Source organism: Oceanobacillus luteolus (genome assembly GCF_023715655.1).
GTDB classification, from domain to species: Bacteria; Bacillota; Bacilli; order Bacillales; family Amphibacillaceae; genus Oceanobacillus; species Oceanobacillus luteolus.
Genome location: NZ_JAMBON010000031.1, coordinates 1 through 23,050 on the forward strand (window position 1 = coordinate 1; position 23,050 = coordinate 23,050).

Below are 23,050 nucleotides of genomic sequence, written 5' to 3' on the forward strand. Positions count from 1 at the left end.
CCGAAATTGGATCAACTACTACCTTGGTCACCGTCCATTCCAGCGGAATGTCGTGTACCAAATAAAACTAAATAAATCATAACAATAGTCCACATCTAAAACTAGGTGTGGATTATTTGACGTTTACACATCCTCAAAATTATACTCTTCTTTAATCTCCTCCCACTTATCATAAACTTGTTTATCATATTTCAAAGATTCATCCACTGCTTCTTCAGAAAGCCGAATAAGCTCCCATGCTTCATCTTCTGTCAATGTGCCAGCTAAGAGTCCTTCGACGGCTTCCGTTTCTAAATGTACCGCTTCACTTAATGCATCCATCCAATTACGGATTAATTCATGATATTCTTTAGTTATTTCATATTTCGGATCTTTGGAATGGATGTAATCTTGGATTTCCTTCAGAGCTGGAATGATCTCATTTTTTTGCAACTCCAATGCATCCTCTTCCGATGTCATCCAGAGTATTTCATCATTCAATTCAAGCAAATCATCCATCCTAGGATTCACATAATCAACCATATCATTATGGAACTCCAGCACTTCATCCGCTTCCGCTGAACTGCACGCTGTAAGGAGCCATATAGAAGATAACGCAATGACAGCGTATATTATTTTTTTCACTGTGAACCTCCTCCCCTTTACATTACATGCAACCTTGGCTCGTCTGATGCAGAATAAAGGGTAGGAGGGTTGTATCTTTAGAACCCCAATTAACATCTCAAATTTACATATAACGACAAAAAAACCGGTCCCCACGTGTGGAAACCGATTTTTGAATACGTATTTATGCTAATTTAGCAAGGATTTCACGGATAAATGCAGGTTCGTCTTTCGGTGTGCGTGAAGTGATCACATTTTCACTGACTATTACTTCTTCATCTTTGTATTCTGCACCTGCCAATTTCACGTCATCACGGATACCGATATAGCATGTTGCTTGCTTTCCTTTTAAGATATCCGCACTGATCATTACCTGTGGTCCATGACAAATTCCAGCGACTAATTTATCTTCTTGGTTGATTTCTTTTACGAAGCGAACGACGTCATCATTCACACGTAAAGCTTCTGGAGCTCCTCCACCAGGGATGATGACAGCATCGAAGTCCTCAGCCTTCGCTTCAGCCGCTCCGATGTCAGCTGTATAGGAGACCGTGCCCTTTTTCCCGTCACATGTTGCTCCTTTTTCCAAACCGATAATAACTGTTTCATGTCCTGCTTCTTTCACCGCTTCATAAGGATTTTTCATCTCAGAATCTTCAAATCCACTTGCTAAAAGAAATGCTACTTTCGCCATTTAAATACCTCCAGTACTAAATGTATTCAGAATAATTATAATTTACGTCTGACAAAATAGCAAAACAAGTGCTTGATGAACGAGTATCATCAGGCGACTACCCTCAAGCCAATTACACTTACAATAATCCCTATCATACAGACCACGCGCCAAGGACTTCTCGACTCGTTAAAAAACAGGATACCGACCAGCGTTGCACCTACAGTCCCAATACCCATCCATACCGCATAGGCAATGGATAAAGGGATTTCTTCCAAGGCGAGACGCAATAGCATAAGACTGATGATAAAACCACCAATGACAAGTAAATAGCCGAACCAACTGCTTTTCTCTGATACTTTTTTCAAACCGACGACTCCTATAATTTCTGTGGAGCCTGCAAGAATCAAATAGAGCCAACTCATTTACTCACATCCCCTTCAGCTTCTGACGTCCATTTCAGACCGACAATAAAAATGACAAGCAGTATGATGAAAAATATTTTTAGAAAACTTAACGGTTCTTGAAAAACGAATGTGTCAACGATGACTAAGCCAGCTGTACCTATTCCAGTGAACACAGCATAAGCAGTCCCAACTCCCAACTGTTTCACCGCCCGAATGAGTAAATCAAAACTGACAATGAGCGTAATCAATAACGGCCCTGCAAGCATATCGACTTTTAAGGCAGTAGCCCAAATTATTTCCAGTAAACCAGCTACGATTAAATAAAACCAGGCACGATTCGGACTTTCCTTTTTCTCTTTCGTACGTTTTTCCTTTGTTTTTTCTATACTCTCTTTTTTCTTGCTCGGAAATAATGTTTCAATGAGCTCAATGATGAGATGAATGATTAAGACGGTTTTCCATATTCCACTAATGACATTTACCGTATGGATCTTATAAATATTTACACCTTTGTTAAGGAAGTTTTCTTTTATAAAAACTATATAAGAATCGCTGCCTAACTCTGAGAGCGGCAGAACACCAACAATCAGCACAAACACGATATGCACTACGACAAACAGAATGAGATGGTACAGGAAAACATCCCATTTTGCACCTTTTTTTCTAGTTTGCCTCGCCACGTCCCTCAGCCTCCTTCCCGTTTTGCTCGTATCGATCCAAAATCTGTTCGATATATTCCATCGTTTCTTTATCCAAACCTAATACTTTCTCCGATTGTCCGCTATTTTCCGGTTTAATTTTTTCCCAATATTTATCAATGATCGCGTCATCAATCTGCAACTCTTGCTGGATAAATTCCATCATTTCCTTGGCAAGCTCTTGCGAAGGCTTGGAGTCAACAGGCTCCCTTTTTGTTTGATGTACTTTCTTCAAAAGATTCATCCACTTTTTCGTTTTTTCATCATGTGTCGTTAGATTAGGCATTTGTTTGATGAGAATGGTTTGTTCTTCTTCTGTAAAATTACGGTGAAGGAAGCTATCGATATGGTCGGATTGAACGGATTGAATAATATCTAATATAAACTGTGTCGACACGTCCCCCGTCAATTCCAGAGCATGCAAGACACCGTGCAGACTTTGTTCCAGTGCATCCAACCTCTGTTTTTCTTCTTGTATTTTTCCAATCTCCATTTCAAAAACTTGTTTCCATGTTTCGACTTTGGTCGTTTTTGTGTTTTCGAGTATCATCGGTTTGATTTGGGATAGTTTAAAGCCAAGCTTTTTCAACACGATGATTTGTTGAAGCTTGATGAGATCGTCCTTCGTGTAATAACGGTATCCTGTATCCGACTTTTTAGAAGGGGTAAGCAAACCTATTTCATCGTAATAATGAAGCGTTCTTACACTCACATCTGTTATTTTAGAAAGCTGTCCGACTAAGTACATTCCTTACACTCCTTTATTAAAGGTAATTTGTATAGTCCTATATTAAACTCTAACGCAAACGTTAGGGTCAAGGTTTTTTTGGAAATAATAATGGAAAGGTACACATAAAAATAAAAAGGGTATTTTTTTGATTAAAATCATCTTTCAAATCTGGAAAAGAAAGGAATTCACTCCCTTTGACATAACCCATCACTTATTTTATAATCATTACATAACGATAATAATTATAAAATAGTAATAGTTATAGATGGTTATTTGATTTAATAATTAAAAGTCAAAGGGGAGAGTGAAATGTTAACTTACTTAATGAAGACACGACCTGGTCAATTTTTACTTACTGGTATTATATTTATTGTTTTAGGGTTCATCTTTACACAAATTAACGAAACGTATAGTACATACGCATTTTATGTAGCCATCTTCTTTTTAGGATTTTATGCCGCAAAAGATGCTGTAGTGGATACAATTCAATCCAAGTCCCCCAATGTGGATTTACTGATGATATTGGCAGCATTAGGCGCAGTTTTAATTGATTATGAATCCGAAGGGGCTTTATTGCTACTCATCTTTGCCGGAGCCGAGGTACTGGAAGATTATGCATCTGACAAATCAACGAGCGCCATATCCGAGCTTATGGCTCAAGTGCCAGCGACAGCACAAGTACTAAAAGAAAATGGAGAAATCCATGAAGTGCCTACGAAGGAATTGAGAGTAGGCGATACCGTTGTAGTGACAAAAGGAGAACAAATCCCTATCGACGGCTACACAGACCGGAAAACATTGGTTAATGAAGCTGCGTTAACGGGAGAATCCGTCCCTGTAGAAAAAGATACGGGTGATGAGATTTTTGCCGGAACCATCAATGAGGGAAATGTCGTTCATCTTACAGTAAATAAATTAAGTAGTGAAACTGTCTTTTCAAATATTATCCGGATGGTGGAAGAAGCTCAAAACCGGCCATCAAAAATTTCTAAATTCATTGATCGGATTGAAGCGAAATACGTTATTGGTGTATTAGTTGCCGTTCCGATTTTTATTTTCATCCTCTATGCTTTTCAAGATTTCACTTTCCAAGAATCGTTTTATCGAGGAATGGTATTACTGACCGTAGCAAGTCCCTGTGCCTTAGTCGCTTCAGCAACCCCGGCCACATTAAGTGCGATTAGTAATGGAGCAAAGAATGGGGTTCTATTCAAAGGCGGGGCAGCGATGGAAGCACTGAGCACGATGGATGTATTGTACAGCGATAAAACTGGAACGTTGACCTATGGAGAGTTCCAGGTTACTGATTATGAAGTAGATGAAGATATTTTAAAAGAAGTGGTATACATGGAACAACAATCCAGCCATCCGATTGCGGACGCGATTGTAAATACATTTCCAGAGTTGGACTTGGATAAAGTTGATCAGACGGAGGCCGTAGAGGAAGTAGCCGGCTCGGGAGTACAGAAAGGCGATATCATGGTCGGCAAACCTTCCGCGTTCGATTCCTTTGAAGATGTGAATGGTTATCGCAGTAAAGTGATGGAAGGAAATACGATGGTTTTCGTAGGGAAAGGTAATGAGATTGTCGGATACTTCTCTCTCGCAGACCAAGTACGCGAAGAATCGAAGCAAGCGATTGATGGTTTCCAAAAGGAAGGAATTCATGTTTCCCTATTAACCGGGGATAATGAATTGGTTGCGAAAAAAGTTGCTGAAGAAGTAGGCATAGATGAGTATGTCGCTTCTTGTCTGCCAGAAGACAAAATCAGCTATGTTAATGATAGTCAGAAAAAAGGTAAAGTAGTTGGCATGATTGGAGACGGCATTAACGATGCTCCCGCACTTGCGAACGCAGATATAGGAATCGCAATGGGTAGCGGTTCTTCTGTCGCAATGGAGTCAGCTGATGTCGTCATCGTCAAGAATAACCTTGCAAAGTTGTTTTATAGTTTTAAACTGAGCCATAAACTGAACCGGATCATTCTAGGAAATGTTGTATTTTCTATTGCTGTTATTATTACATTAATTATCCTGAACCTGTTTGGCTTATTGAATTTACCGATGGCAGTTGTATTTCATGAAGGCTCTACTATTTTAGTTATCTTGAACGGCCTCCGTTTATTATTAGCGGGGGAGCAGGCCCCCCGCGTTTGAGGCTGACTCCTTATCCGTTTTTGGTAAGTTCATTTACTGCCAAAATGGCATCTGCAACTTGTTCTGGTGTCAGATCTGAATCCATATTTCGAGCTGTTTCACCTTCCGCAGTTGCCAACTCACCGATTTTCAATAAATCTTCATAGGAAGCATCTTCCAAATGAAGCTCTTTCAATGTAGTTGGCAGTTCAATTGCTTGGAAGAAGTGGGCATAGCGGAGAATTTCTGTATCCGGATACCCTTCCAATACTAATTGAGTCAGGATACCATAGGCTACTTTCTGGCCATGAGTCAGATTGTGGACTTCTCCCTCCAATGCCGTGAATCCATTATGGACGGCGTGGGCAGCTGCTAATCCACCATTTTCAAAACCTAATCCGGATAACAATGTATTCGCTTCAATAACTGCTTCAACTTGCGGAGTCACTAACCCTTGTTTAGCCGCTTTATATGCTGCAGGACCTTGTTCAAATAAAATTTCTTCCGCCTTTTCAGCAATTGCCTGTGCAGCAAGCGTAGCCTTTCCACCTGCCATCGTGTTCGAATTTCTTTTTTGTGAAGCTCTGGCCTCCACAAGGGTCGCCATCGCATCTCCCATACCTGAAGCTAAAAAGAGGACCGGTGCGCCAACGACAACTTTGGAATCGACCAACACTAAATCCGGGTTCTTATTATAAAACTTGTAACTTTCAAAAACCCCTTCATCAGAATAAATGACGGACAGTGCACTCGTTGGCGCGTCGGTTGAAGCTGTAGTCGGTGCAATGACAACCGGTACATCGAGTGCATCTGCTACTGCTTTAGCCGTGTCAATTGTTTTCCCGCCACCTAGACCAATAATGACATCTGTATTTTTATCTTTGCCTACACCGGTAAGACGATCGATTTCTGTATTGGAGGCTTCGCCAGAGAATTCTTCGAATGTGTAGGAAATATCCGCCGCCTTAAAACTTTCTTCCACTGCGTCGCCAGTGATTCCCCAAACAACACTGTCAGATAGGACAAGCGGTGTCGTTCCTATTTTTCCGACCTCTTCTCCAAGTTGGCTAATAACACCAGCACCTTGAATATACTTTTTCGGTGAAATAAATACCCTCTTTTGCATGTTGACTTGCTCCCTTCACTCAAATGAATTTTGTCGATCAAATAAACCATTCGCACTTAAGTTGTTTGCTCGACTGCCCTTTTTTAAGTTCAACTTATCTATACCCTATTTTTTCCTTTTTACTACCCTTTTATGGGGAAGTTTTTCTTCAGTTTTTCCTCTGAATATACTCCAAAGTATGATGCTCAACATGTTCTTCTAGATTTTCTATAAAGCAGGGTAAAGCTATAACAACATTGAATAATAATTTAACAGCAACCAAAATAGGAAACGATGGAGGTGGAGCTAGTGGTCCCATATTTTGGGGTAACGGAGAATGGCTTGAGACAAAAAGGGGTCAGTTAACTGCTATTGTATTACTTGAGAGTGAGTAATTGGACCCTACACACTTTATGGCTTTAAAGATTTAGTATGCTTCTATCAACATAAGGATGATTGCAAGAACCATCTAGTTAACAGGCTTTAATGAGAAGTTGAACAATCGGGCAACACTTATTTATTACAAAAAAATAATGATATTCTAGGAGTGATAGTAATGATACAAGGATTATATGAAGCACATTTACCAGTAAAAGACCTAGAAGTTTCCATGAAATTTTACGAAAAGTTAGGATTGAAATTTGCTTGGCGTGATGAAGATACGGCCTTCTATTGGATAGAGGAAGGGAAAAGTTGGTTAGGATTATGGGAAGGCGAAGAGGTCCAAACCCCTTATCACCCGGCACTAAGACATGTCGCTTTCCGAGTTACATATGATGATTTGAAAGAATCCTTAAAATGGCTGGAATCAATCCAAATCGAAGCTGTTCCATTTGGAAGTCAAACATCCGTCGATCCATTCATCAGACCACATCAAGGCAATGCCTCCGTCTATTTTGATGATCCGGATGGGAATAGCTTAGAGCTGATGTGTCATGTCGATGTTCCGGATGAATTGAAACATATTGAGGATAAGTTGTCCTTTGATGAATGGGAAAAATTATTAGATGAGTTAAAATAGGTGCTCCTGGAACAGAGGTGGAAGCGTGGAAATTAAGGTTTTACAAATTGAGGATGCACGTTGTTAAGCCTAGTTTAGTTCTCACGTTACATTGTAACTTGATTTCGAGAGTAAGAAGGAACGCGAGACAGTCTCACGTTACCTTGTGGCTCCATTTCGAGAGTAAGAGAGAACGCGAGATGGTCTCTCGTAACCTATATACAAGTTTTTTACTGAAAGAGGTAACACAAGAATATTATCTTGGTTCAACAAGATAAATCAGGAGGAGATTTAGATGAATAATCGTCTGAAAATCACTCTCTTCACTATCTCCATCGCAATCTTTGGTTATCATATGTTCCACTTATTTTATCTTTGGCCTAATATCCCGGAGAGGATTGCAATTCATTTTACCGGTAGTGGAACAGCGGATAATTGGGGATCTAAATACTTTCTATTAGCCATCCCAGTACTTAGTATTTTCATTTGGCTATTTATTGGTTTTCTAGTAAAGCGCCCAGAAAAGATGAACTACATTAATCTAACAGAGGCGAATAAAGAAATTCAGTACAAACGAATGGAAATCGTCATGCTGCTCCTGCAAAATGTCAGTTTTATCGCTTTTATACTGATTAATGAAGCGATGTTGAGAAATGCAGTTGGAATGGCCTCTGAGCTTCCCTTTTACCTCGCCCTTATTCTTCTTGCCATTTGTGTAGTTGCTCCTTTTTACCTTTTGATATGGTCCTACTAGTTAACAAATTAATAAACCCACTACGCTCAACCAACGTAGTGGGTTCTAACCGATTATGAATCTTTTATTTCCAACTTACGTACTTTATCAGGTGTGACATCATTTCCGAGCGGGTCTACCACCTTCATTCCAGAAAAAGTACCGAGTACTTGTCCACGGATGGCACCTAGATACTCTTCTCTAAGTCTTTTTTGTTCCACTTTTTCCGTCACTGTTAATCCTATTTCACGTTGCTTTTTTGCTAACTCGTTAATTCTCGGTAAGATATTTATCATCTTTTCCACCTCTCTCATTTCTAATCTTTTATAGGTGCAAGTTTTGCTTCAATCTCTTTACGACGCTCTTCTAAAAACGGTGGTAAATCAAGTTTTTCGCCTAGTGTTTCTATATCCTCATCAACTAAAAATCCCGGTTCGTCGGTAGCAATTTCAAACAGTATTCCATTCGACTCAAGGAAGTAGAGACTCTTGAAATAATGGCGGTCAACAATACCAGAAGAATGGAATCCTCTTTGTTTCACCTGTTCCGCCCAATATTCGAGTTCCTCATCTGTTTTAACCCGAATTGCCAAATGATGTACACTGCCTCGGCCTGGTCTTTCGGATGGTCCGTCTTGATATTTCACTACGATTTCTCCAAAAACCTCTCCCTCGATCGATTGAAAAATTGCTTCACTTTCATTACGGCTCACTTCGGTATAACCAAACATATCAGTCAAAGTTCTTGCCAACTTATCAAGCCTTTTTACAGTCATTTCCACAGGTCCCATACCCTGTATTTGATGCTCCTCAGGGACATTTGATTTTTCCCATGTTTCCCAGAAATCGAGTCTCTCCCCTTCGCCGACAAGTAACACTAGTCGAAGTCCATCCGGATCCTCAAATTTCAGGGCAGGACGATTTGCATACGTTCCGATTTCTGCATGATATACCTCATGCTCTTCAAATCTCGCTTTCCAGTAATGAAGACTTTCTTCTGACGGAACGAGCAATCCAATTCTCGTAATGGCGTTTGTACCGCGATACGTATAGCCTGCCAGAGGAATTTCGAAAAATGTCAGCTCCGTGCCGGGACTTCCGGTTTTATCTCCATAAAACAAGTGATACATCGATGGATCATCTTGGTTGACCGTCATCTTTACTCGGCGTAAACCGAGAATATTTTTATAGAAATGGTTATTATCATTGGCGTTTTTAGTTATCATCGAAATATGATGGTGTCCTGGAATATTATACATATTGATTCTCCTTTTTTATCATTTTACTAATCAAGTGAAATTGAAAAAAATAAATTTATAGAGATTCCAATTTGCTTTGTGTATGTTTCTGAAGTTTCGACATTAATTGGTACAATGTTTTCTGTTCTGCTTCTGTTAAACAGTCATCCAGCAAAGACGTTTGGAAGGCTAACTGATGGCCAAATACTTCCTCCACCTTCTCCTGTCCTTTTTGTGTAAGGGATACCCAATTTGTTTTCCAATCTTTCTTGCGTTGAATATAACCTTCCTGATCGAGCCGAGTGAGCATACGGGATATTCCCCCCTCTGAAACGGTAACTTTCTCAGCAAGCTCTCTTTGCGTAATCGGTTGGTAACTCGCAACCTGATTCAATACATCAAACTGGGCTACAGTGATGCCAAATGGCTTTAAATATTCATTTGATAGTTTATTACTTTGATGTGTGAAACGGGTAATCCTCAGCCAAATTAATGAGCCAAGTGTATTTTTCTTCATATATGCTCACTTCCTTTCGTTACTATCACTTTACCACTCAATTGATAAATTTGCAATTAATAAGTTTTGAATTCAGTATTCCTAACTCAACTTATTTTTTTCAAAGCAAAAGTGAAAGAAGCGATCCAGTTTTTTGAGTAACACCGGAATACAATGCAACATTTCGTGGAGCACTTGATAATGAACAGCAAAACATTCGTCATCATGGGGGCTTGCATGGGAATTTTAGGTCCCGTTAATCTTCTATCAAACGTTTACTCACCCATCCCATTCGGCCAGTTCCAAAAGTTCTAAATCTTTTACATAAATAGTCTTAGTTAATCATGTTAATCCAAATATTTTGAATTATAATGCATTATATGCACTAAATTACATACTTGGAGGGACTTTCATGAAAAAGAAACTATTAACACTCTGTCTTGCTGGAACTCTAGTAATCGGTGGAACATCTATCACTTCCCCGCTTGTCAATGCGGCTGGGAATGGTCCTAACTATGGAGGGAATGAAACGATAAACACCTCTATTCTTTCTACTTACCAAGAAATGGTTGATTTCCTAGAGAAACAAGAAGCAAAACAAGAAAGAATGGAAATAGAAGTCATTGGCCAAACCGTAAAAGGACGAGATATTCACCTTGTAAAATATATATCCAATCCAGAAAATCCAACTATTCTATACTTAACTCAACAACACGGAAATGAACAATTAACTACAGAAGGAACACTAGAATTCATTAAGCATTTAGGAACAGGAAAAACAAAGGGAGTATTGGATCATGTTAACGTGCTAATATTACCTATGTTAAATGCGGATGGTGCGATGGGGGACGTGAATTTTTCATTAGAGGATTATATCGCTAGTGGTGATCGTCATCTAACTAGATATAATGCGAATGGTGTAGATATAAATCGCGACCATATTGACAAAATAGAACCTGAAACACAAGCTTTGCATGAAAATGTTTTACAGAAATATGATATTGATTACATGATTGACCTCCATCATCAAGGAGCTGACAGAGTAATCAATGGGGATGAATTAGTCTCCGGGTCCATTCTTTACCCGACCACACCTAATGTCAAAGAAGATGTAGTGGAAAAGTCCAAACAATTGGGTGCTGTCGTCTACAATGAACTGAGTCCAAAAGGTTGGGCTCTCTTAGGAAAATACCCTGGTGGAAGCGCGGAAACAATTGCTCGTAATGGAGTTGCTGTACAATATGATATTGCTACCCTTTTATTTGAAATGCGCGGGATGTCTGACCATAACGACCCATCGCGAGTCATCGGGCAAAAGAGTAATGGTTATCTAATTAAACAGACTGTTAATACGCTAGATGCAACACTAAGAGCTGTTGCAGACGGATCTATAAACAATCAAGACGTGTCTTTCTGGGATACATTACCAGAGCAAACTACTAAAACCAACGAATAATATGGACAGTGTAACTACTAAATTAGAAAAATGACACTTGAAGAAGGTGTCATTTTTTTCTGTTAAAAGATAAGGAGATTCCGGTCAGGAAGCTAATAATTTATACTATATTCTTTTAAGGATGAAGGAGCCAACTCACCCTTGTGAATATGGATTCATCAATAATAACAAATATACAATCTAGTAATCAGTTAGACCCACCAACATTACAATTAATCGTTATTTTCACAAAAAATAGGAATTAACGCCTATAAACATTAGGAAGAAATCACCTAGTAATACTATTTAAACTATTATAGAATTTATAGTAATATTCTAAACTACCAAAATTTACTAGGAGGTTACTAATTTGAAGAAGAATAGCAAGCTATTATCCATCGTTCTTGCCATTTTATTAGTAGTAGGAGGATTTAGTGCACCAGCCTTTGCACACCAAACAATCACACCTCCACAGCAAATTTTGAAAGACCCGATCGACAATAAGGTCATCAATAAAATCAATGTCGATAATATCTATGACAACATCGACCATTTGCAACAAACGCCAAGGGTTGCTTCTACACCGGAAGAGTATGCGGCCGTTCAGTATGTGAAGGAACAATTTGAATCCTATGGCTATGATGCTGAAATCCAAGAGTTTGAATACTTCGGGTATACAGCGCCTCATACAGTCGAACTGGCAATAGACGGTACCAATGTAGATACCCTCCCATTTACGTACACTCCTAGTGGAGACGTTCAGGCGGAGTTGGAATATGTTGGGTTTGCAACGGAAGAGGAGTTGGAAGGGGTAGACCTAAGCGGTAAAATCGCTCTCGTTCAACGTGGTTCCAATTCTTTTGCAGAAAAAGTTGTCAATGCTTCTGAAAAAGGAGCAGTAGGTGTTATTATTTTCAATAATACATCTGGTGTCATTAATGGAACCCTCGGTACTACGGACGATCGTTACGTTCCTGTCGTTTCCATTACGCAAGCCCAAGGGGAAGAACTTGTCACCAAGCTTGAGAATGGTGAAGCTGTGCAAGCTTCCTTACAAGTTGTAGGAGCATCTGCCGGACTGCGTACATCTCATAACGTCATTGCTTCTAAGAAACCGACCAATAAAAAGAAAGACACCGGTAAAGTCATCACCGTAACGTCTCACCATGACTCTGTGCCAGGGGCACCAGGAGCGAATGATAATGCTTCAGGAACGGCAATGGTACTAGAATTGGCACGTGTATTTAAAAATCTACCAACTGATACAGAACTCCGCTTCATCACTTTCGGTGCAGAGGAGTTAGGCTTGATTGGTTCCAGACACTATGTCGCCAACTTACCACAAGCAGAACGGGACCGCATTGTTGCGAATTTCAACCTCGACATGGTCGGAAGCCGTGATGCGGGAGATTTAGTTGTGAATTCAGTAGATGGAGAACCTAACTTAGTAACAGATCTGACACAAGCATCCAGCCTACGTCTAAATGGCGAACCTACTAGACTTGGACGTAGTGGAAGCAGTGACCACGTCCCATTTGCGGAAGCTGGTATTCCAGCAGCACTGTTCATCCATAGCCCATTGGAGCCTTGGTACCACACATCAGAAGATACGATCGATAAAATCAGTAAAGAAAAGCTTAAAGATGTAGCTCAAATCGTTTCAACAGCAATCTATGACTATGCACGCTTTGACAACCAAAATCCAAAACCAAAGCAACAGCTTAAGAAACAGCAGCTACCAGAACAATTCTATTATGAAGAAAGCATTAACTAAAACATAAGAACCAGCTACAGTAGCTGGTTCTTCTTTTTGTACACTGATATGATATGGTTGTTGAGTCTTCGCTATCTGACTAATGCTAATGACTTCTGTCAAAGGTAAAGAGGATATATTTACATTGCGGAACATGAGGTGAATGAATTGAGCTTATTACTCGTAATGATCGGCGGTTTCTTTGGGGCAATTTGCAGATTTGCTATGGGGGAATGGATTCAAACTAGTTATGGATTCCCATTAGACACCTTTATAATCAACCTCATTGGCTGTTTTAGTTTAGGATGGTTTTTGACATTCATCAACAGGAAGAAAAAATTTAAAGCGGAATATACACTGCTCATTGGAACTGGATTTATCGGTTCCTTTACAACCTTCTCCACGTTTTCCGTAGAAATTCTAGACTTGTTTCAAGATGGTCTTGTTTTCTTGGGTGTAATCTATATATTGGCATCAACGTTAATTGGATTTATTTTCGTATATATAGGTCATAAATTAGCTTTAACTAGAAGAAGAGAAGTGATGTAGCATGATTTGGATTGTCGGGATAGGCGGAGCTTTAGGTGCAGCAGCACGATTTATCATAGGAAAGTGGATTAGTGGAACTACACAAACACCTTTCCCATTAGCTACTTGGATAGTAAATATCACAGGTTCATTTTTATTGGGTTTGCTGACTCAACTTCACCTCACTAATCATATCAGCGAATTGTTATGGCTGTTTGTTGGAGTTGGTTTTTGTGGAGCATTTACGACCTTCTCCACCTTCGGACATGAAACGGTGACTCTACTTCAAGCCAACAAAGTGAAATTAGCTGTGATTTATGTTTTCACTTCAATTACGGTAGGGCTAATCTCGGCAATGATTGGTTTTTCTCTTATGAGTTAGACCAAATGTCTAAAAGAACCCCACCATATAAACGAAATCACGTCATATACAGCGGGGTCTCCAATGCTAACGAATCATTAATCTTCTTTCTCTTCTTGCCTGCGCATCCTTAAAAAGCACTTTTTCTTCTTCGGTTTCAGGGATAACGCCATTAACTTTTGTCGGAAGCCCTTCACTATCCACCGCAACCATCGTTAAAATAGCTGTAGTAGTAAGTGTTTCTACACCTGTCTCGGAATGTTGACATTTCACTTTCACATAAACTTCCATAGATGTCCTGCCAGTAGATATGACCACGCCTTCTAAAGTTAAGATATCTCCCACTTTAGCTGAAGATAAAAAAGTCACGGTGTCTATCGAAGCTGTCACAACAATCTTTCCACTATGTTTCATTGCTGTAATGGCGGCTATTTCATCAATATAAGCTAAAACGGTACCACCGAATATGGTCCCCATATGATTCGTATCGGGCGGTAAAACAAGTTTCGTTTGAATCGTTCTGGAAATGCTTGCAGGTATCTTTTCTCCCATGATGACCCCTCGTTTCCTAAATTAGTTGCACTTATAAATCATCAAACCCATTCAAGTCACTAGTTTTTGTATATTGTCTCGACTTCTGTTCAAAGAAATCTGTTTTCGTCCCATCAAAATTGTCGACATAAGCTCGAATCCATTTCATAGGGTTTTCGATATGTTCTGGATAAATTTCACTGAGGCCCATCATCCGCAGCATTTTATTCGCCCGATATTTGATATAGCCTGTCATTTCATCCAAATCAATCCCATCTACATTTTCCAGCACATAATGAGACCATTCGATTTCCGAGTCAACAGACTTTTGAAAATGCGTATAAACCCAATCGGTGAATGCTTTCGTATTATATTCTGGATTTTCTTCCAAGGTTGCCCGGAACAGCTCCGAAATAAAACGGCCATGCTCCAATTCATCCCGATTGATATAGCTGATCATCGTAGACGTACCGACCATTTTATTTTGCCTCGCCAAATTATAAAAGAATGCGAATCCCGAATAAAAGAACATTCCTTCCAATAATGATGTATAGAATAATGTCTTCAAGATATTATCTATGGTCGGCTCTTCGACAAATTCATTATATTGCTTCATAATCTTTTCATTACGCTTTAAGAGCACAGGGTCCTTTCTTCCGTGCTGAAAAGCTTCATTCTGCTCATCCAAAGAGACAACGGACGAGAGCACATAGGAATAACTTTCATTATGAACGGCCTCTTGCTGGGCAATGACGGCCATAATCGATTGCACCGAAGCATCGGTTGCATATAAAGAGATAAGCAGCGCAGTTCTTGTCTGTGGTGCATCTAATGTCGATAACAGTCCAATTATTTTTAAATACGCCTCTTGTTCAGCGGCTGTCAATCCAGGAAACTGCTTCACATCACTGGACATATTCACCTCATCGGCTTGCCAGTAATTCCCTAATAACCGCTTATACATTTTATACCAATGCGGATAAGCAATGTCGTTCCAGTTTAAAATACCGCTCGATTTTCCGCCAAACAGTGCCGTCGATTTATTAGGATTCAGCGGCTCTAATGTTTTCGCTTTTTCAAGCAAAGACTTTGTCATGTTGCACTACTCCTTCCACCCATGCTTTCACTTTTTCTTCCTGACTGCCACGCGGGGATTGTTCAATCTTCAACCCAGGCCATTTGCTTTGATAAAATTTCGTCAGCTTGTCCACTGCCGCACAGTATAAATCATCACCACCGAATTGTGTGTCACCTGTACCGAAGACTGCGATGTTATCCGGCTTATATCCGATTTCCCATATCAATTCTTTCGTTTCTTCGGGTACCCGTCCATAATCCCAAGTGAATGTTCCAAGAAAAACGACATCGTATTCCTCAGGATGAAAAGGGGGACTAATTCCAATGCGATGCATATCTACCTCAATACGATGTTCTAAAAGCTGCTCCTCAATCAGTTCTGCTACCTCTTTCGTATTTCCGCTATAAGATAAATAAGGGATGATCGCTTTCAACTTTGACACCACTCACATTCTTCGACGTCATTGGAAGTCGACCTCACATAATACGTTGTCTTCAAGCCCTCTCTCCAAGCTTGAAGATGCAGATCAAGCAAGATCGATGCTCGAATCGTATTTGGGACATAAAAGTTAAAGGAGATACTTTGATCGATATGCTTTTGTCTTGCCGCATTTTGTCGTACCGACCAACGCTGATCGACAATATACGCAGAACGGCGATAAATATGATACGTGTTGTGATCTAGATCTGGTGCTGTCACCGGGATACGGAAATCCTTTTTCTCTTCACTGTAAAACGGCTTAAACACCGGATCAATGCTTGCAGTGGAACCAGCAATCATGGACGTGGATGAATTAGGTGCCACAGCCATAAGATAACTGTTTCTAATGCCATGTTGCTTGATATCCTCTTTCAGAGCTGTCCACTTCTCATCGTGATATCCTTTTTGGTCAAAGTATTTTCCTGTGCTCCACTTGCTGCCTTCGAAATAAGGATAACTCCCTTTTTCCTTCGCCAAATCCGCACTTGTTTTAATCGTGTAATACGCAATTTCTTCATATAATTCATCGGCATATTGAACGGCTTCGTCTGTTTCCCATTTAATATTTTTCAGTGCAAGCAAGTGATGCCAACCAAATGTGCCAAGACCGATTGCACGATACTTTTGATTTGTGATTTGCGCTTGTTTCACCGGAAGATTGTTAATATCAATGACATTATCAAGCATGCGGACTTGGATGGTAATCAGACGTTCCAACACATTGTCTGTCACTGCCCGTCCCAAATTAATGGAGCTAAGGTTACAAACAACAAAGTCTCCCGATTTATATTTTTTCACAATCACGTCTTCATCTTCGATATATTCTTCGATTAATTGTGTTGGTGATTGGTTTTGGGTGATCTCTGTACAAAGATTAGAACAATAAATGATACCCGTATGTGTATTGACGTTTTGGCGGTTTACTTCGTCCCGGTAAAACATGAATGGCGTTCCAGATTCAAGTTGTGAACGCATAATGCGTTTCATGATATCGATTGCTTTTACTTTCTTCTTACTCAAATTTTCATTCTGGACACAAGCTTCATATTTGGTTCTAAAGGAGCCGCTCCCTTTTTCTTCGTCATAAAAGTCCTCTAGCGCAAAGCCCATCACTTGTTTCACTTCATGAGGATCGAATAAATACCAGTCTTCGCGCCTTTCGACAGCTTCCATAAATAAATCTGGTAATGTGACACCCGGGAAAATATCATGTGCTCGCATCCGGTCATCCCCATTGTTCAATTTCAAGTCGAGGAAGGCCTCAATGTCCTGATGCCAAACATCCAAATAAACCGCGATGGCTCCCTTCCTAGTACCAAGCTGATCGACACTGACCGCCGTATTATTCAACTGCTTGATCCATGGCACGACACCGCTGGACATGCCTTTAAAACCTTTTATCGAACTTCCACGGGCTCTCACTTTCCCCATGTACACACCAATTCCCCCGCCGTTTTTCGACAAGTTTGCGATATCGGTATTACTGTCATAAATTCCTTGCAAGCTATCTTCTACCGTGTCGATGAAGCAGCTGGACAGTTGACCATGTGTTTTTCCCGCATTATTTAATGTTGGCGTAGCTACCGTCATGTAGAGATTACTTAATGCCCAATACGCCTCTTTAACGAGCTCTTTACGCTTTTCTGTATCCTCGTCCTGCATCAGATACATCGCGATGACCATCCAACGTTCCTGCGGTAATTCATACACATTTTTATCATGATCGGTTGCAAGGTAGCGTGTTGCCAGTGTATACAACGCTAAGTAATCAAATAGTAAATCCCTCTCCGGATCCATCACTTCCTGAAAATAGTCGATTTCCTCTTTCGTATACTTTTCTAATAATATCGGTGTATAAATTCCCTTCTCCGTCAACGTTTGAATTAATTTATAAAAAGAACCGTAGCGATCAGCTGGATTATATTTTCTATTCTCCCCAGCTTGCTCGTAAAGCTCCTGTAAATACAGTCTTGCTGCAACGTACTTCCAATCTGGATTTGCTTCATCGATATTTTCCAGAGCATGCTTAATCAAGATATCTGTTATTTTTTCTCTTTCCATTTCGGGTTGAAGTGTTTTTAAGAACTTTTCCTTATAGTTTTCGGTATCCACTCGAAGTCCTGTCGTCACTTCATCTATGAATCGCATGATTGATTTCTGATTCTCTGTTAGCTCTGTAATCATGGAAAATCCCTCCCTTTTTTATGTACAACAAAAAAAGCCGTCCCTCCTATTCGAGCTGAACGACTATAAAACGACAGAAATATCCCATGAATCTATGTTTTTCTATCGTTTCATAATCTCTCACCCCGGAGAAATGAAACTTCAGAGTTAAGGCAGGTCTCCTGACTCGTGCTGATCATCTGTTGGAATCCTTCCCATAAAGTCGCCGTGAAGCAAACGATACAGTGGACTTCCAACTCTACACACTTACAGTTGCGGGGGCAGTTCCAGCTTTCAACTGGATTCCCTTTTAAGACAAAATATTGTCACCTTAATCCAAAATACTATATATAGTTTTAAAATATATTAGTCTATCAATATGTTGTGTTCAGACTAGCATATATTAGAATGAAATACAAGCGGGAAATCGAAAGACTCTAGAAAACTATTAGAGAAACACTTTCTTCCTGATCACGAACTCAGCAATACCTAAATTCAACATCCAACATAACCAAACGGCAATAGTGTAAGAAATACCATAGGATAGATTCATTGCACTATGCGTGATTGCAACAATGACATAAATCGTCATATTAGCAAAGCAGAGAAAGAAACTTCGGGTCATCCACTGACTGTGTAGGATCACGTTTTTCTTCTTGATAGATAGGTATCCTAAAAATGTAGTTCCAAACCATAATATATTTAACACTAGGAACCCTATCGTACTTGGCCATCCACCTGAAGCAAAGAAGGAGACATAGATCCCAGGAATGAAATTCAACACGATGGATAAAACATACAAACGACCGTTCCAGCGGTGAAACCTTCTGGACCTCTTGCGTATTGGCTTGATAATGCCTAAAGGACCAGTAAGCAGAGAAATGATAGCGAGGATAATGTGAATTTGAATCATAATTACCCAAAGTGATTCATTTGCTAGAATTTGATCTTTTTTAGCAAGAAAAGTTGTAAAGTTCGGGTCTACGATGAAATTCTTTGACCATGTGTGGAGTACCCACATCGTTGTGATAAATAGGATAGACACTGCATAAAACTTTTTCATTCTACTTCTCCTATCAAGAAAATAGTTGGCGATTTGTCATGATGAAAACTGCAATAATAATCAGGACAAACGTCACCCAGCTCAGTATTTTTAGTTTCGGCAGATTTTCCTGTAGGGCCTCCTCTAAGCTTTCCCTATGCTTCATAAGCTTCATCCGCTTACTGATGACTCCCATTAGACCGCCAATAACAATAAGAATAATCGTCGACAACGTTACCCATAGCATCGAAGGGTAGCTTCCGTATCCTATCACCATGCCTCCTCCTGAGAGAAATAATAGAATGAGTGCATAGTGGCCAAACCGTGTAAAATACAAGATAGTGTTTACTGACATTTTCAATTTATCTTCCGTTCTTGCAGCTAGTGATTGAATTGTAAAAGGCAGTGCAAGAAAACTGCCGAGAAAAACCGCACTGATTACGTGTAAAAATACTAAAAACCAATACATTTTGTTACCTCCTCTTTGTCATAACATCTCGAACTCCCTCAACTATACCGGCTAAATATCTCGAAATAAGTAATAAAAGAATCACAAAACCATCACAATCCCTCACCATGCCTTGTACCGCATTGCAATGATGGTAAAATATATCTATTATGAACAGTAAGTTGTTGACGGAAGGGCGGAATTCCCTATGAAAGACATACAGACAATCCTTGTTGTCGATGATGATCAAGCGATCGTTGAACTATTACAAGATTTTTTAGAGATGGATGGCTTTCAAGTAGAAACAGCTTCAGACGCTATCCAAGCTCTCGACATTTTTCAACGTCATCCTATCGATTGTTTGATTCTTGATATTATGATGCCGGGGCAGGATGGGTTTGAATTAGCTCGGCAACTGCGGGAAATAAGCAACGTTCCTATATTATTTTTGAGCGCGCGGAGTGATGATGTGAACAAAATCCGGGGACTCGCTCTTGGAGGCGATGATTATATCGTAAAAACAGCTTCACCAGGGGAAGTTGTCGCTAGGGTCAAAGCGGTTTTAAGACGGACCAATTCGCATCAAGAACCGAAGCAAAAGGTTTTAAGTTATGGGCGACTCCAATTGGACTTGTCTACGAGAGAAGTGTTTATTGATGGTATTGCAGTATCACTTACTCCAAAGGAATATGATTTATTATGTTTGTTTGCAAAGCATCCAAAACATGTTTTTTCATATGAACAGTTACTTGATAAATTTTGGAATGGTGTTGGCGATAAACATACCGTTCGTGTCCACCTCAGTCGACTTAGAGAAAAAATTGAAGCTGATCCAAATGACCCGCAAATTATTGTGAATGTTTGGGGTGTAGGATATCGCTTCGTGGGAGAATAACATGAAAAAAGGCATTCGTATTCGCAAATTTATGATTCTCAGTTTATTTTTCATCCTCCTGATGCCGTGGGTATTTTATGTAGCCGCTCACTTTTTGGAAACGAACAACTTTCGGATAGTTTCAGACGACGTCGATGAAGAAGTATTAGATATCGTCTTGCATTCAATTGAAACGAACACCGATAGTTGGGCAGATCCCGTCTGGCAAAATCGTGTCAGCAATCAAGTTAAGGAAATGGAAATGGATATTGACATTGAAATTCTATCCCCGTCTAATCAGACGATATATCAAAGCTATTCTGATCCACCCTCTTCCTTCACGGAAAAGCAAAAGGTCACGATTATTCAGGACGGTGAGATTTATGGAAGGGTTATTATTTATCCAGCACCGTCACCAGCCATTTCCCGTGTAGTTGCGACTTCAATAGGTCTGCTGCTTGCCTTTATCGTTGTCGGATATTTAGTCCGCTACATGATTATCAAACCTCTGGAAAAGCTTGGTCAAAGTGCGAGGCAAATCGCTGAAGAAGACCTGGACGTTCAGTTGCCCACATCTCAGATTGCTGAAATAATTGAAGTACGTGACGGATTTCAAACCATGGTAGATGGCCTGAAAGAAGCATTTCAGAAACAAAGAGAACTGGAAGCTGAGCGAAGATTTGTGATTGCTGCAGTAGCCCATGATTTACGGACCCCACTTTTCGCATTACGTGGCTATCTAGACGGATTAGAGCAAGGAATTGCAGATACCCCGGAAAAAAGAGCAAAGTATATAGCTGTCTGCAAAGAAAAGTCGGCCCAATTAGACCGATTAGTTGAGGATTTATTCACCTTTACGAGAACGGAAAACGTACAGACAGAACTTAACGAACTCCTAGATTTCACTGAGGTTCTTAGGCGAGCAATGGACAGCTCACGTCCTCAAGCAGAACAAAAGCATATTTCCATCCTGGCCGAACATGAAAAGGATTGTATTGTTTTAGGTAATGCTCATCTATTCGAGCGCGCCATGAGTAATTTATTAGAAAATGCGATTAGACATACCCCAACTTATGGAAAAGTCCTCGTATCTTGCAGTAAGGACAATGATAGAGTCACTTTTTCCGTACAAGATACAGGACCTGGCTTCACTTCTGAAAAACTGCCACGTGTCTTTGAACCATTATTCCGAGGGGAAGAATCAAGAAACCGTTCGACCGGTGGGGCCGGATTAGGGTTGACCATATCTCAACGGATCATTAGGTTACACGGTGGTGAATTAGTAGCAGGAAATTATTTGGAAGGTGGGGCATTATTATCAGGATGGATACCGGTTGCTAAGAAAATGTGAGACGATTTTATGTAAACTAGATGATCTCGCGTGCCCTCGATCATTGGTTTTTGACAAGAATTCCTAAACGACTGCCCTATTGTTATAAGAGAGCCTTTAACCTGTATGATGTAAACAAGTAATTGTAAAAGTAGTTTAGAGTTTCTTGTCTCACGTTTAAGTAGTTCGGACTTTCTTGTCTTTATCTGGACAAGAAAGTCCGAACTAAATCAAGAGAAATGGCTAATTCATAGCGATTAGCGACTTTAAATCAGTTTAGAGTTTCTTGTCCTATTACACCTGTCTATCGACTAACTAAATATCGATATCACTTTAGCTTTTCCCTCAAATAAATACTCGGTCTTGTTTTCATTTATAACATTTTCTGCCCAATATTTCTCACCTATATTTATAAAATCTCCAACGGTGAATAAATCCATTATATTTTGATTGTTCGATATAAAAAGTGAAGCTGCATGGTTAAATTTTTTACTGTCTGAATCTGACAATTCTGCTTTAGAACTCTGTTATTTTCATTTTTTGATCCACCAATTTATACTTCTTGTTGAAATTCCTCAATAATATATTTTGGGTATCATGAGTAACCAGTACAATAGTTTTATTAAATTTATTTGCAAACTCTAAAATATTAAGCATAATACCCTGTGCTAAATCTTGATTCAAAGAAGAAGTAGGTTCATCCATTAGTAGAACACTAGGGTCGTTAATTAAAGCTCTCGCGATTGCGACTCGCTGTCTTTGTCCACCCGATAAAATGCTTACTTTTTTGTCTAGAATACTATCAATTTTAAGCATTTTTGCTACTTCATTTACTCTGCTCTTTCTTTCTTTCCGCTTATATTTTCTAGAGTAATAAAGGGGTATGATAATATTTTCATATGCTGATGCTTCTTCAATTAGAATGTAGTCCTGAAAAACTATTCCAAACATTTCATTCCGTAACAATGCAAGCTGGTTGCTATTGAGTTTTCTAACATCTTGGTCTCTAAGCATATATTTTCCATCATAGTCTTTATCCAACAATCCGGCAATATTCAAGAAAGTCGTTTTACCAGAACCAGATTCCCCTGAAATGGCAAGAAAATCTCCTTCATTTAGTATAAAAGAACAATCTTGTAATATTTGATTTTCTAACACTGTATCTTTATTGTAGATCTTTGATACATTTTCTAAATGAAGTAAAGTCAT

25 protein-coding genes and 1 riboswitch are annotated in these 23,050 nt (G+C 39.6%); of the genes, 9 read left to right on the forward strand and 16 right to left on the reverse strand.

All coding sequences use genetic code 11. From position 1 onward, the window contains the following. Positions 1-123: 123 nt before the first annotated feature. The 5 genes from M3210_RS15040 to M3210_RS15060 all read right to left on the reverse strand — a co-directional run bounded on the left by M3210_RS15040 (position 124) and on the right by M3210_RS15060 (position 3,129). Entirely contained in the window at positions 124-624 is a 501-nt protein-coding gene (locus M3210_RS15040; protein WP_251515976.1) for a hypothetical protein, read from the reverse strand. A 163-nt stretch (positions 625-787) separates the two neighbouring features. Beyond that, on the reverse strand, positions 788-1,297 hold the full coding sequence (locus M3210_RS15045) for a type 1 glutamine amidotransferase domain-containing protein (RefSeq protein ID WP_251515977.1): 510 nt from the start codon (positions 1,295-1,297) through the stop codon (positions 788-790). Positions 1,298-1,386: 89 nt separating this feature from the next. Next, on the reverse strand, positions 1,387-1,701 hold the full coding sequence (locus M3210_RS15050) for a DMT family transporter (RefSeq protein WP_251515978.1): 315 nt from the start codon (positions 1,699-1,701) through the stop codon (positions 1,387-1,389). After that, positions 1,698-2,363 carry a DMT family transporter gene (locus M3210_RS15055; RefSeq protein ID WP_349774369.1) on the reverse strand — a complete coding sequence of 222 codons (666 nt, stop codon included), beginning with the start codon at positions 2,361-2,363 and terminating at the stop codon, positions 1,698-1,700. Before M3210_RS15055 ends, M3210_RS15050 begins: the two co-directional genes overlap by 4 nt. Next, complete coding sequence (locus tag M3210_RS15060) at positions 2,347-3,129, reverse strand: MerR family transcriptional regulator (protein ID WP_251515979.1); 783 nt, start codon at positions 3,127-3,129, stop codon at positions 2,347-2,349. Before M3210_RS15060 ends, M3210_RS15055 begins: the two co-directional genes overlap by 17 nt. Before the next feature lie 291 nt (positions 3,130-3,420). Here M3210_RS15060 and M3210_RS15065 point away from each other — a divergent pair, with 291 nt between their 5' ends. Then, a complete protein-coding gene (locus M3210_RS15065; protein ID WP_251515981.1) occupies positions 3,421-5,268 on the forward strand; it encodes a heavy metal translocating P-type ATPase in 1,848 nt (615 codons plus the stop codon). 10 nt (positions 5,269-5,278) lie between these two features. Here M3210_RS15065 and M3210_RS15070 read toward each other — a convergent pair whose 3' ends face one another. Then, positions 5,279-6,373, reverse strand: a complete 1,095-nt coding sequence (locus M3210_RS15070) for a glycerol dehydrogenase (RefSeq protein WP_251515982.1) — start codon at positions 6,371-6,373, stop codon at positions 5,279-5,281. A 535-nt stretch (positions 6,374-6,908) separates the two neighbouring features. Here M3210_RS15070 and M3210_RS15075 point away from each other — a divergent pair. Both M3210_RS15075 and M3210_RS15080 read left to right on the forward strand, forming a co-directional pair. Continuing rightward, on the forward strand, positions 6,909-7,373 hold the full coding sequence (locus tag M3210_RS15075) for a VOC family protein (RefSeq protein WP_251515983.1): 465 nt from the start codon (positions 6,909-6,911) through the stop codon (positions 7,371-7,373). A 274-nt stretch (positions 7,374-7,647) separates the two neighbouring features. Continuing rightward, positions 7,648-8,106: a DUF1648 domain-containing protein gene (locus M3210_RS15080; RefSeq protein ID WP_251515984.1), complete on the forward strand. Its 459-nt coding sequence runs from the start codon at positions 7,648-7,650 to the stop codon at positions 8,104-8,106. A gap of 53 nt (positions 8,107-8,159) precedes the next feature. Here the strand turns inward: M3210_RS15080 and M3210_RS15085 are convergent, their stop codons facing one another. Genes M3210_RS15085 through M3210_RS15095 form a run of 3 tightly spaced genes read right to left on the reverse strand, consistent with a single transcriptional unit; the run spans position 8,160 to position 9,839 of the window. After that, positions 8,160-8,381: a DUF896 domain-containing protein gene (locus M3210_RS15085; protein WP_251515985.1), complete on the reverse strand. Its 222-nt coding sequence runs from the start codon at positions 8,379-8,381 to the stop codon at positions 8,160-8,162. A gap of 20 nt (positions 8,382-8,401) precedes the next feature. Continuing rightward, complete coding sequence (locus M3210_RS15090) at positions 8,402-9,343, reverse strand: ring-cleaving dioxygenase (RefSeq protein WP_251515986.1); 942 nt, start codon at positions 9,341-9,343, stop codon at positions 8,402-8,404. Positions 9,344-9,398: 55 nt separating this feature from the next. After that, positions 9,399-9,839: a MarR family winged helix-turn-helix transcriptional regulator gene (locus M3210_RS15095; protein WP_251515987.1), complete on the reverse strand. Its 441-nt coding sequence runs from the start codon at positions 9,837-9,839 to the stop codon at positions 9,399-9,401. 391 nt (positions 9,840-10,230) lie between these two features. On the opposite strand from M3210_RS15095, the gene M3210_RS15100 reads away from it, so the two are divergent. The 4 genes from M3210_RS15100 to crcB (M3210_RS15115) all read left to right on the forward strand — a co-directional run bounded on the left by M3210_RS15100 (position 10,231) and on the right by crcB (M3210_RS15115) (position 13,916). Next, positions 10,231-11,274, forward strand: a complete 1,044-nt coding sequence (locus tag M3210_RS15100) for a M14 family zinc carboxypeptidase (protein ID WP_251515988.1) — start codon at positions 10,231-10,233, stop codon at positions 11,272-11,274. 349 nt (positions 11,275-11,623) lie between these two features. Continuing rightward, positions 11,624-13,027 (forward strand): M28 family peptidase, encoded by a 1,404-nt coding sequence (locus tag M3210_RS15105; protein ID WP_251515989.1) that lies wholly within the window; start codon positions 11,624-11,626, stop codon positions 13,025-13,027. A 147-nt stretch (positions 13,028-13,174) separates the two neighbouring features. After that, positions 13,175-13,555, forward strand: coding sequence for a fluoride efflux transporter CrcB (crcB, locus tag M3210_RS15110; RefSeq protein WP_251515991.1), 381 nt, complete (start codon positions 13,175-13,177; stop codon positions 13,553-13,555). A 1-nt stretch (position 13,556) separates the two neighbouring features. After that, a complete protein-coding gene (gene crcB / locus M3210_RS15115) occupies positions 13,557-13,916 on the forward strand; it encodes a fluoride efflux transporter CrcB (protein ID WP_251515992.1) in 360 nt (119 codons plus the stop codon). Positions 13,917-13,982: 66 nt separating this feature from the next. On the opposite strand, the gene M3210_RS15120 is transcribed toward crcB (M3210_RS15115), so the two are convergent. The 6 genes from M3210_RS15120 to M3210_RS15145 form a co-directional block, all read right to left on the reverse strand. Next, positions 13,983-14,447 (reverse strand): acyl-CoA thioesterase, encoded by a 465-nt coding sequence (locus tag M3210_RS15120; protein WP_251515993.1) that lies wholly within the window; start codon positions 14,445-14,447, stop codon positions 13,983-13,985. A gap of 31 nt (positions 14,448-14,478) precedes the next feature. Beyond that, positions 14,479-15,522, reverse strand: a complete 1,044-nt coding sequence (locus tag M3210_RS15125) for a ribonucleotide-diphosphate reductase subunit beta (protein ID WP_251515994.1) — start codon at positions 15,520-15,522, stop codon at positions 14,479-14,481. Beyond that, entirely contained in the window at positions 15,503-15,949 is a 447-nt protein-coding gene (locus M3210_RS15130; RefSeq protein WP_251515995.1) for a flavodoxin, read from the reverse strand. Before M3210_RS15130 ends, M3210_RS15125 begins: the two co-directional genes overlap by 20 nt. Continuing rightward, positions 15,934-18,168: a ribonucleoside-diphosphate reductase subunit alpha gene (locus tag M3210_RS15135; RefSeq protein WP_251515996.1), complete on the reverse strand. Its 2,235-nt coding sequence runs from the start codon at positions 18,166-18,168 to the stop codon at positions 15,934-15,936. Before M3210_RS15135 ends, M3210_RS15130 begins: the two co-directional genes overlap by 16 nt. A 134-nt stretch (positions 18,169-18,302) precedes the next feature. Next, positions 18,303-18,496, reverse strand: a riboswitch (cobalamin riboswitch). 99 nt (positions 18,497-18,595) lie between these two features. Next, positions 18,596-19,210, reverse strand: coding sequence for a DUF2306 domain-containing protein (locus M3210_RS15140; protein WP_251515997.1), 615 nt, complete (start codon positions 19,208-19,210; stop codon positions 18,596-18,598). Between the two features lie 13 nt (positions 19,211-19,223). Next, positions 19,224-19,658 carry a hypothetical protein gene (locus M3210_RS15145; RefSeq protein WP_251515998.1) on the reverse strand — a complete coding sequence of 145 codons (435 nt, stop codon included), beginning with the start codon at positions 19,656-19,658 and terminating at the stop codon, positions 19,224-19,226. A 187-nt stretch (positions 19,659-19,845) separates the two neighbouring features. On the opposite strand from M3210_RS15145, the gene M3210_RS15150 reads away from it, so the two are divergent. Further along, positions 19,846-20,532 (forward strand): response regulator transcription factor, encoded by a 687-nt coding sequence (locus M3210_RS15150; protein WP_251515999.1) that lies wholly within the window; start codon positions 19,846-19,848, stop codon positions 20,530-20,532. 1 nt (position 20,533) lies between these two features. Then, the gene (locus tag M3210_RS15155; protein ID WP_251516000.1) at positions 20,534-21,862 is read left to right on the forward strand and encodes a sensor histidine kinase; all 1,329 of its coding nucleotides are present in this window, start codon (positions 20,534-20,536) and stop codon (positions 21,860-21,862) included. Positions 21,863-22,357: 495 nt separating this feature from the next. Here the strand turns inward: M3210_RS15155 and M3210_RS15160 are convergent, their stop codons facing one another. Further along, positions 22,358-23,050 carry an ABC transporter ATP-binding protein gene (locus M3210_RS15160; protein ID WP_251516001.1) on the reverse strand — a complete coding sequence of 231 codons (693 nt, stop codon included), beginning with the start codon at positions 23,048-23,050 and terminating at the stop codon, positions 22,358-22,360.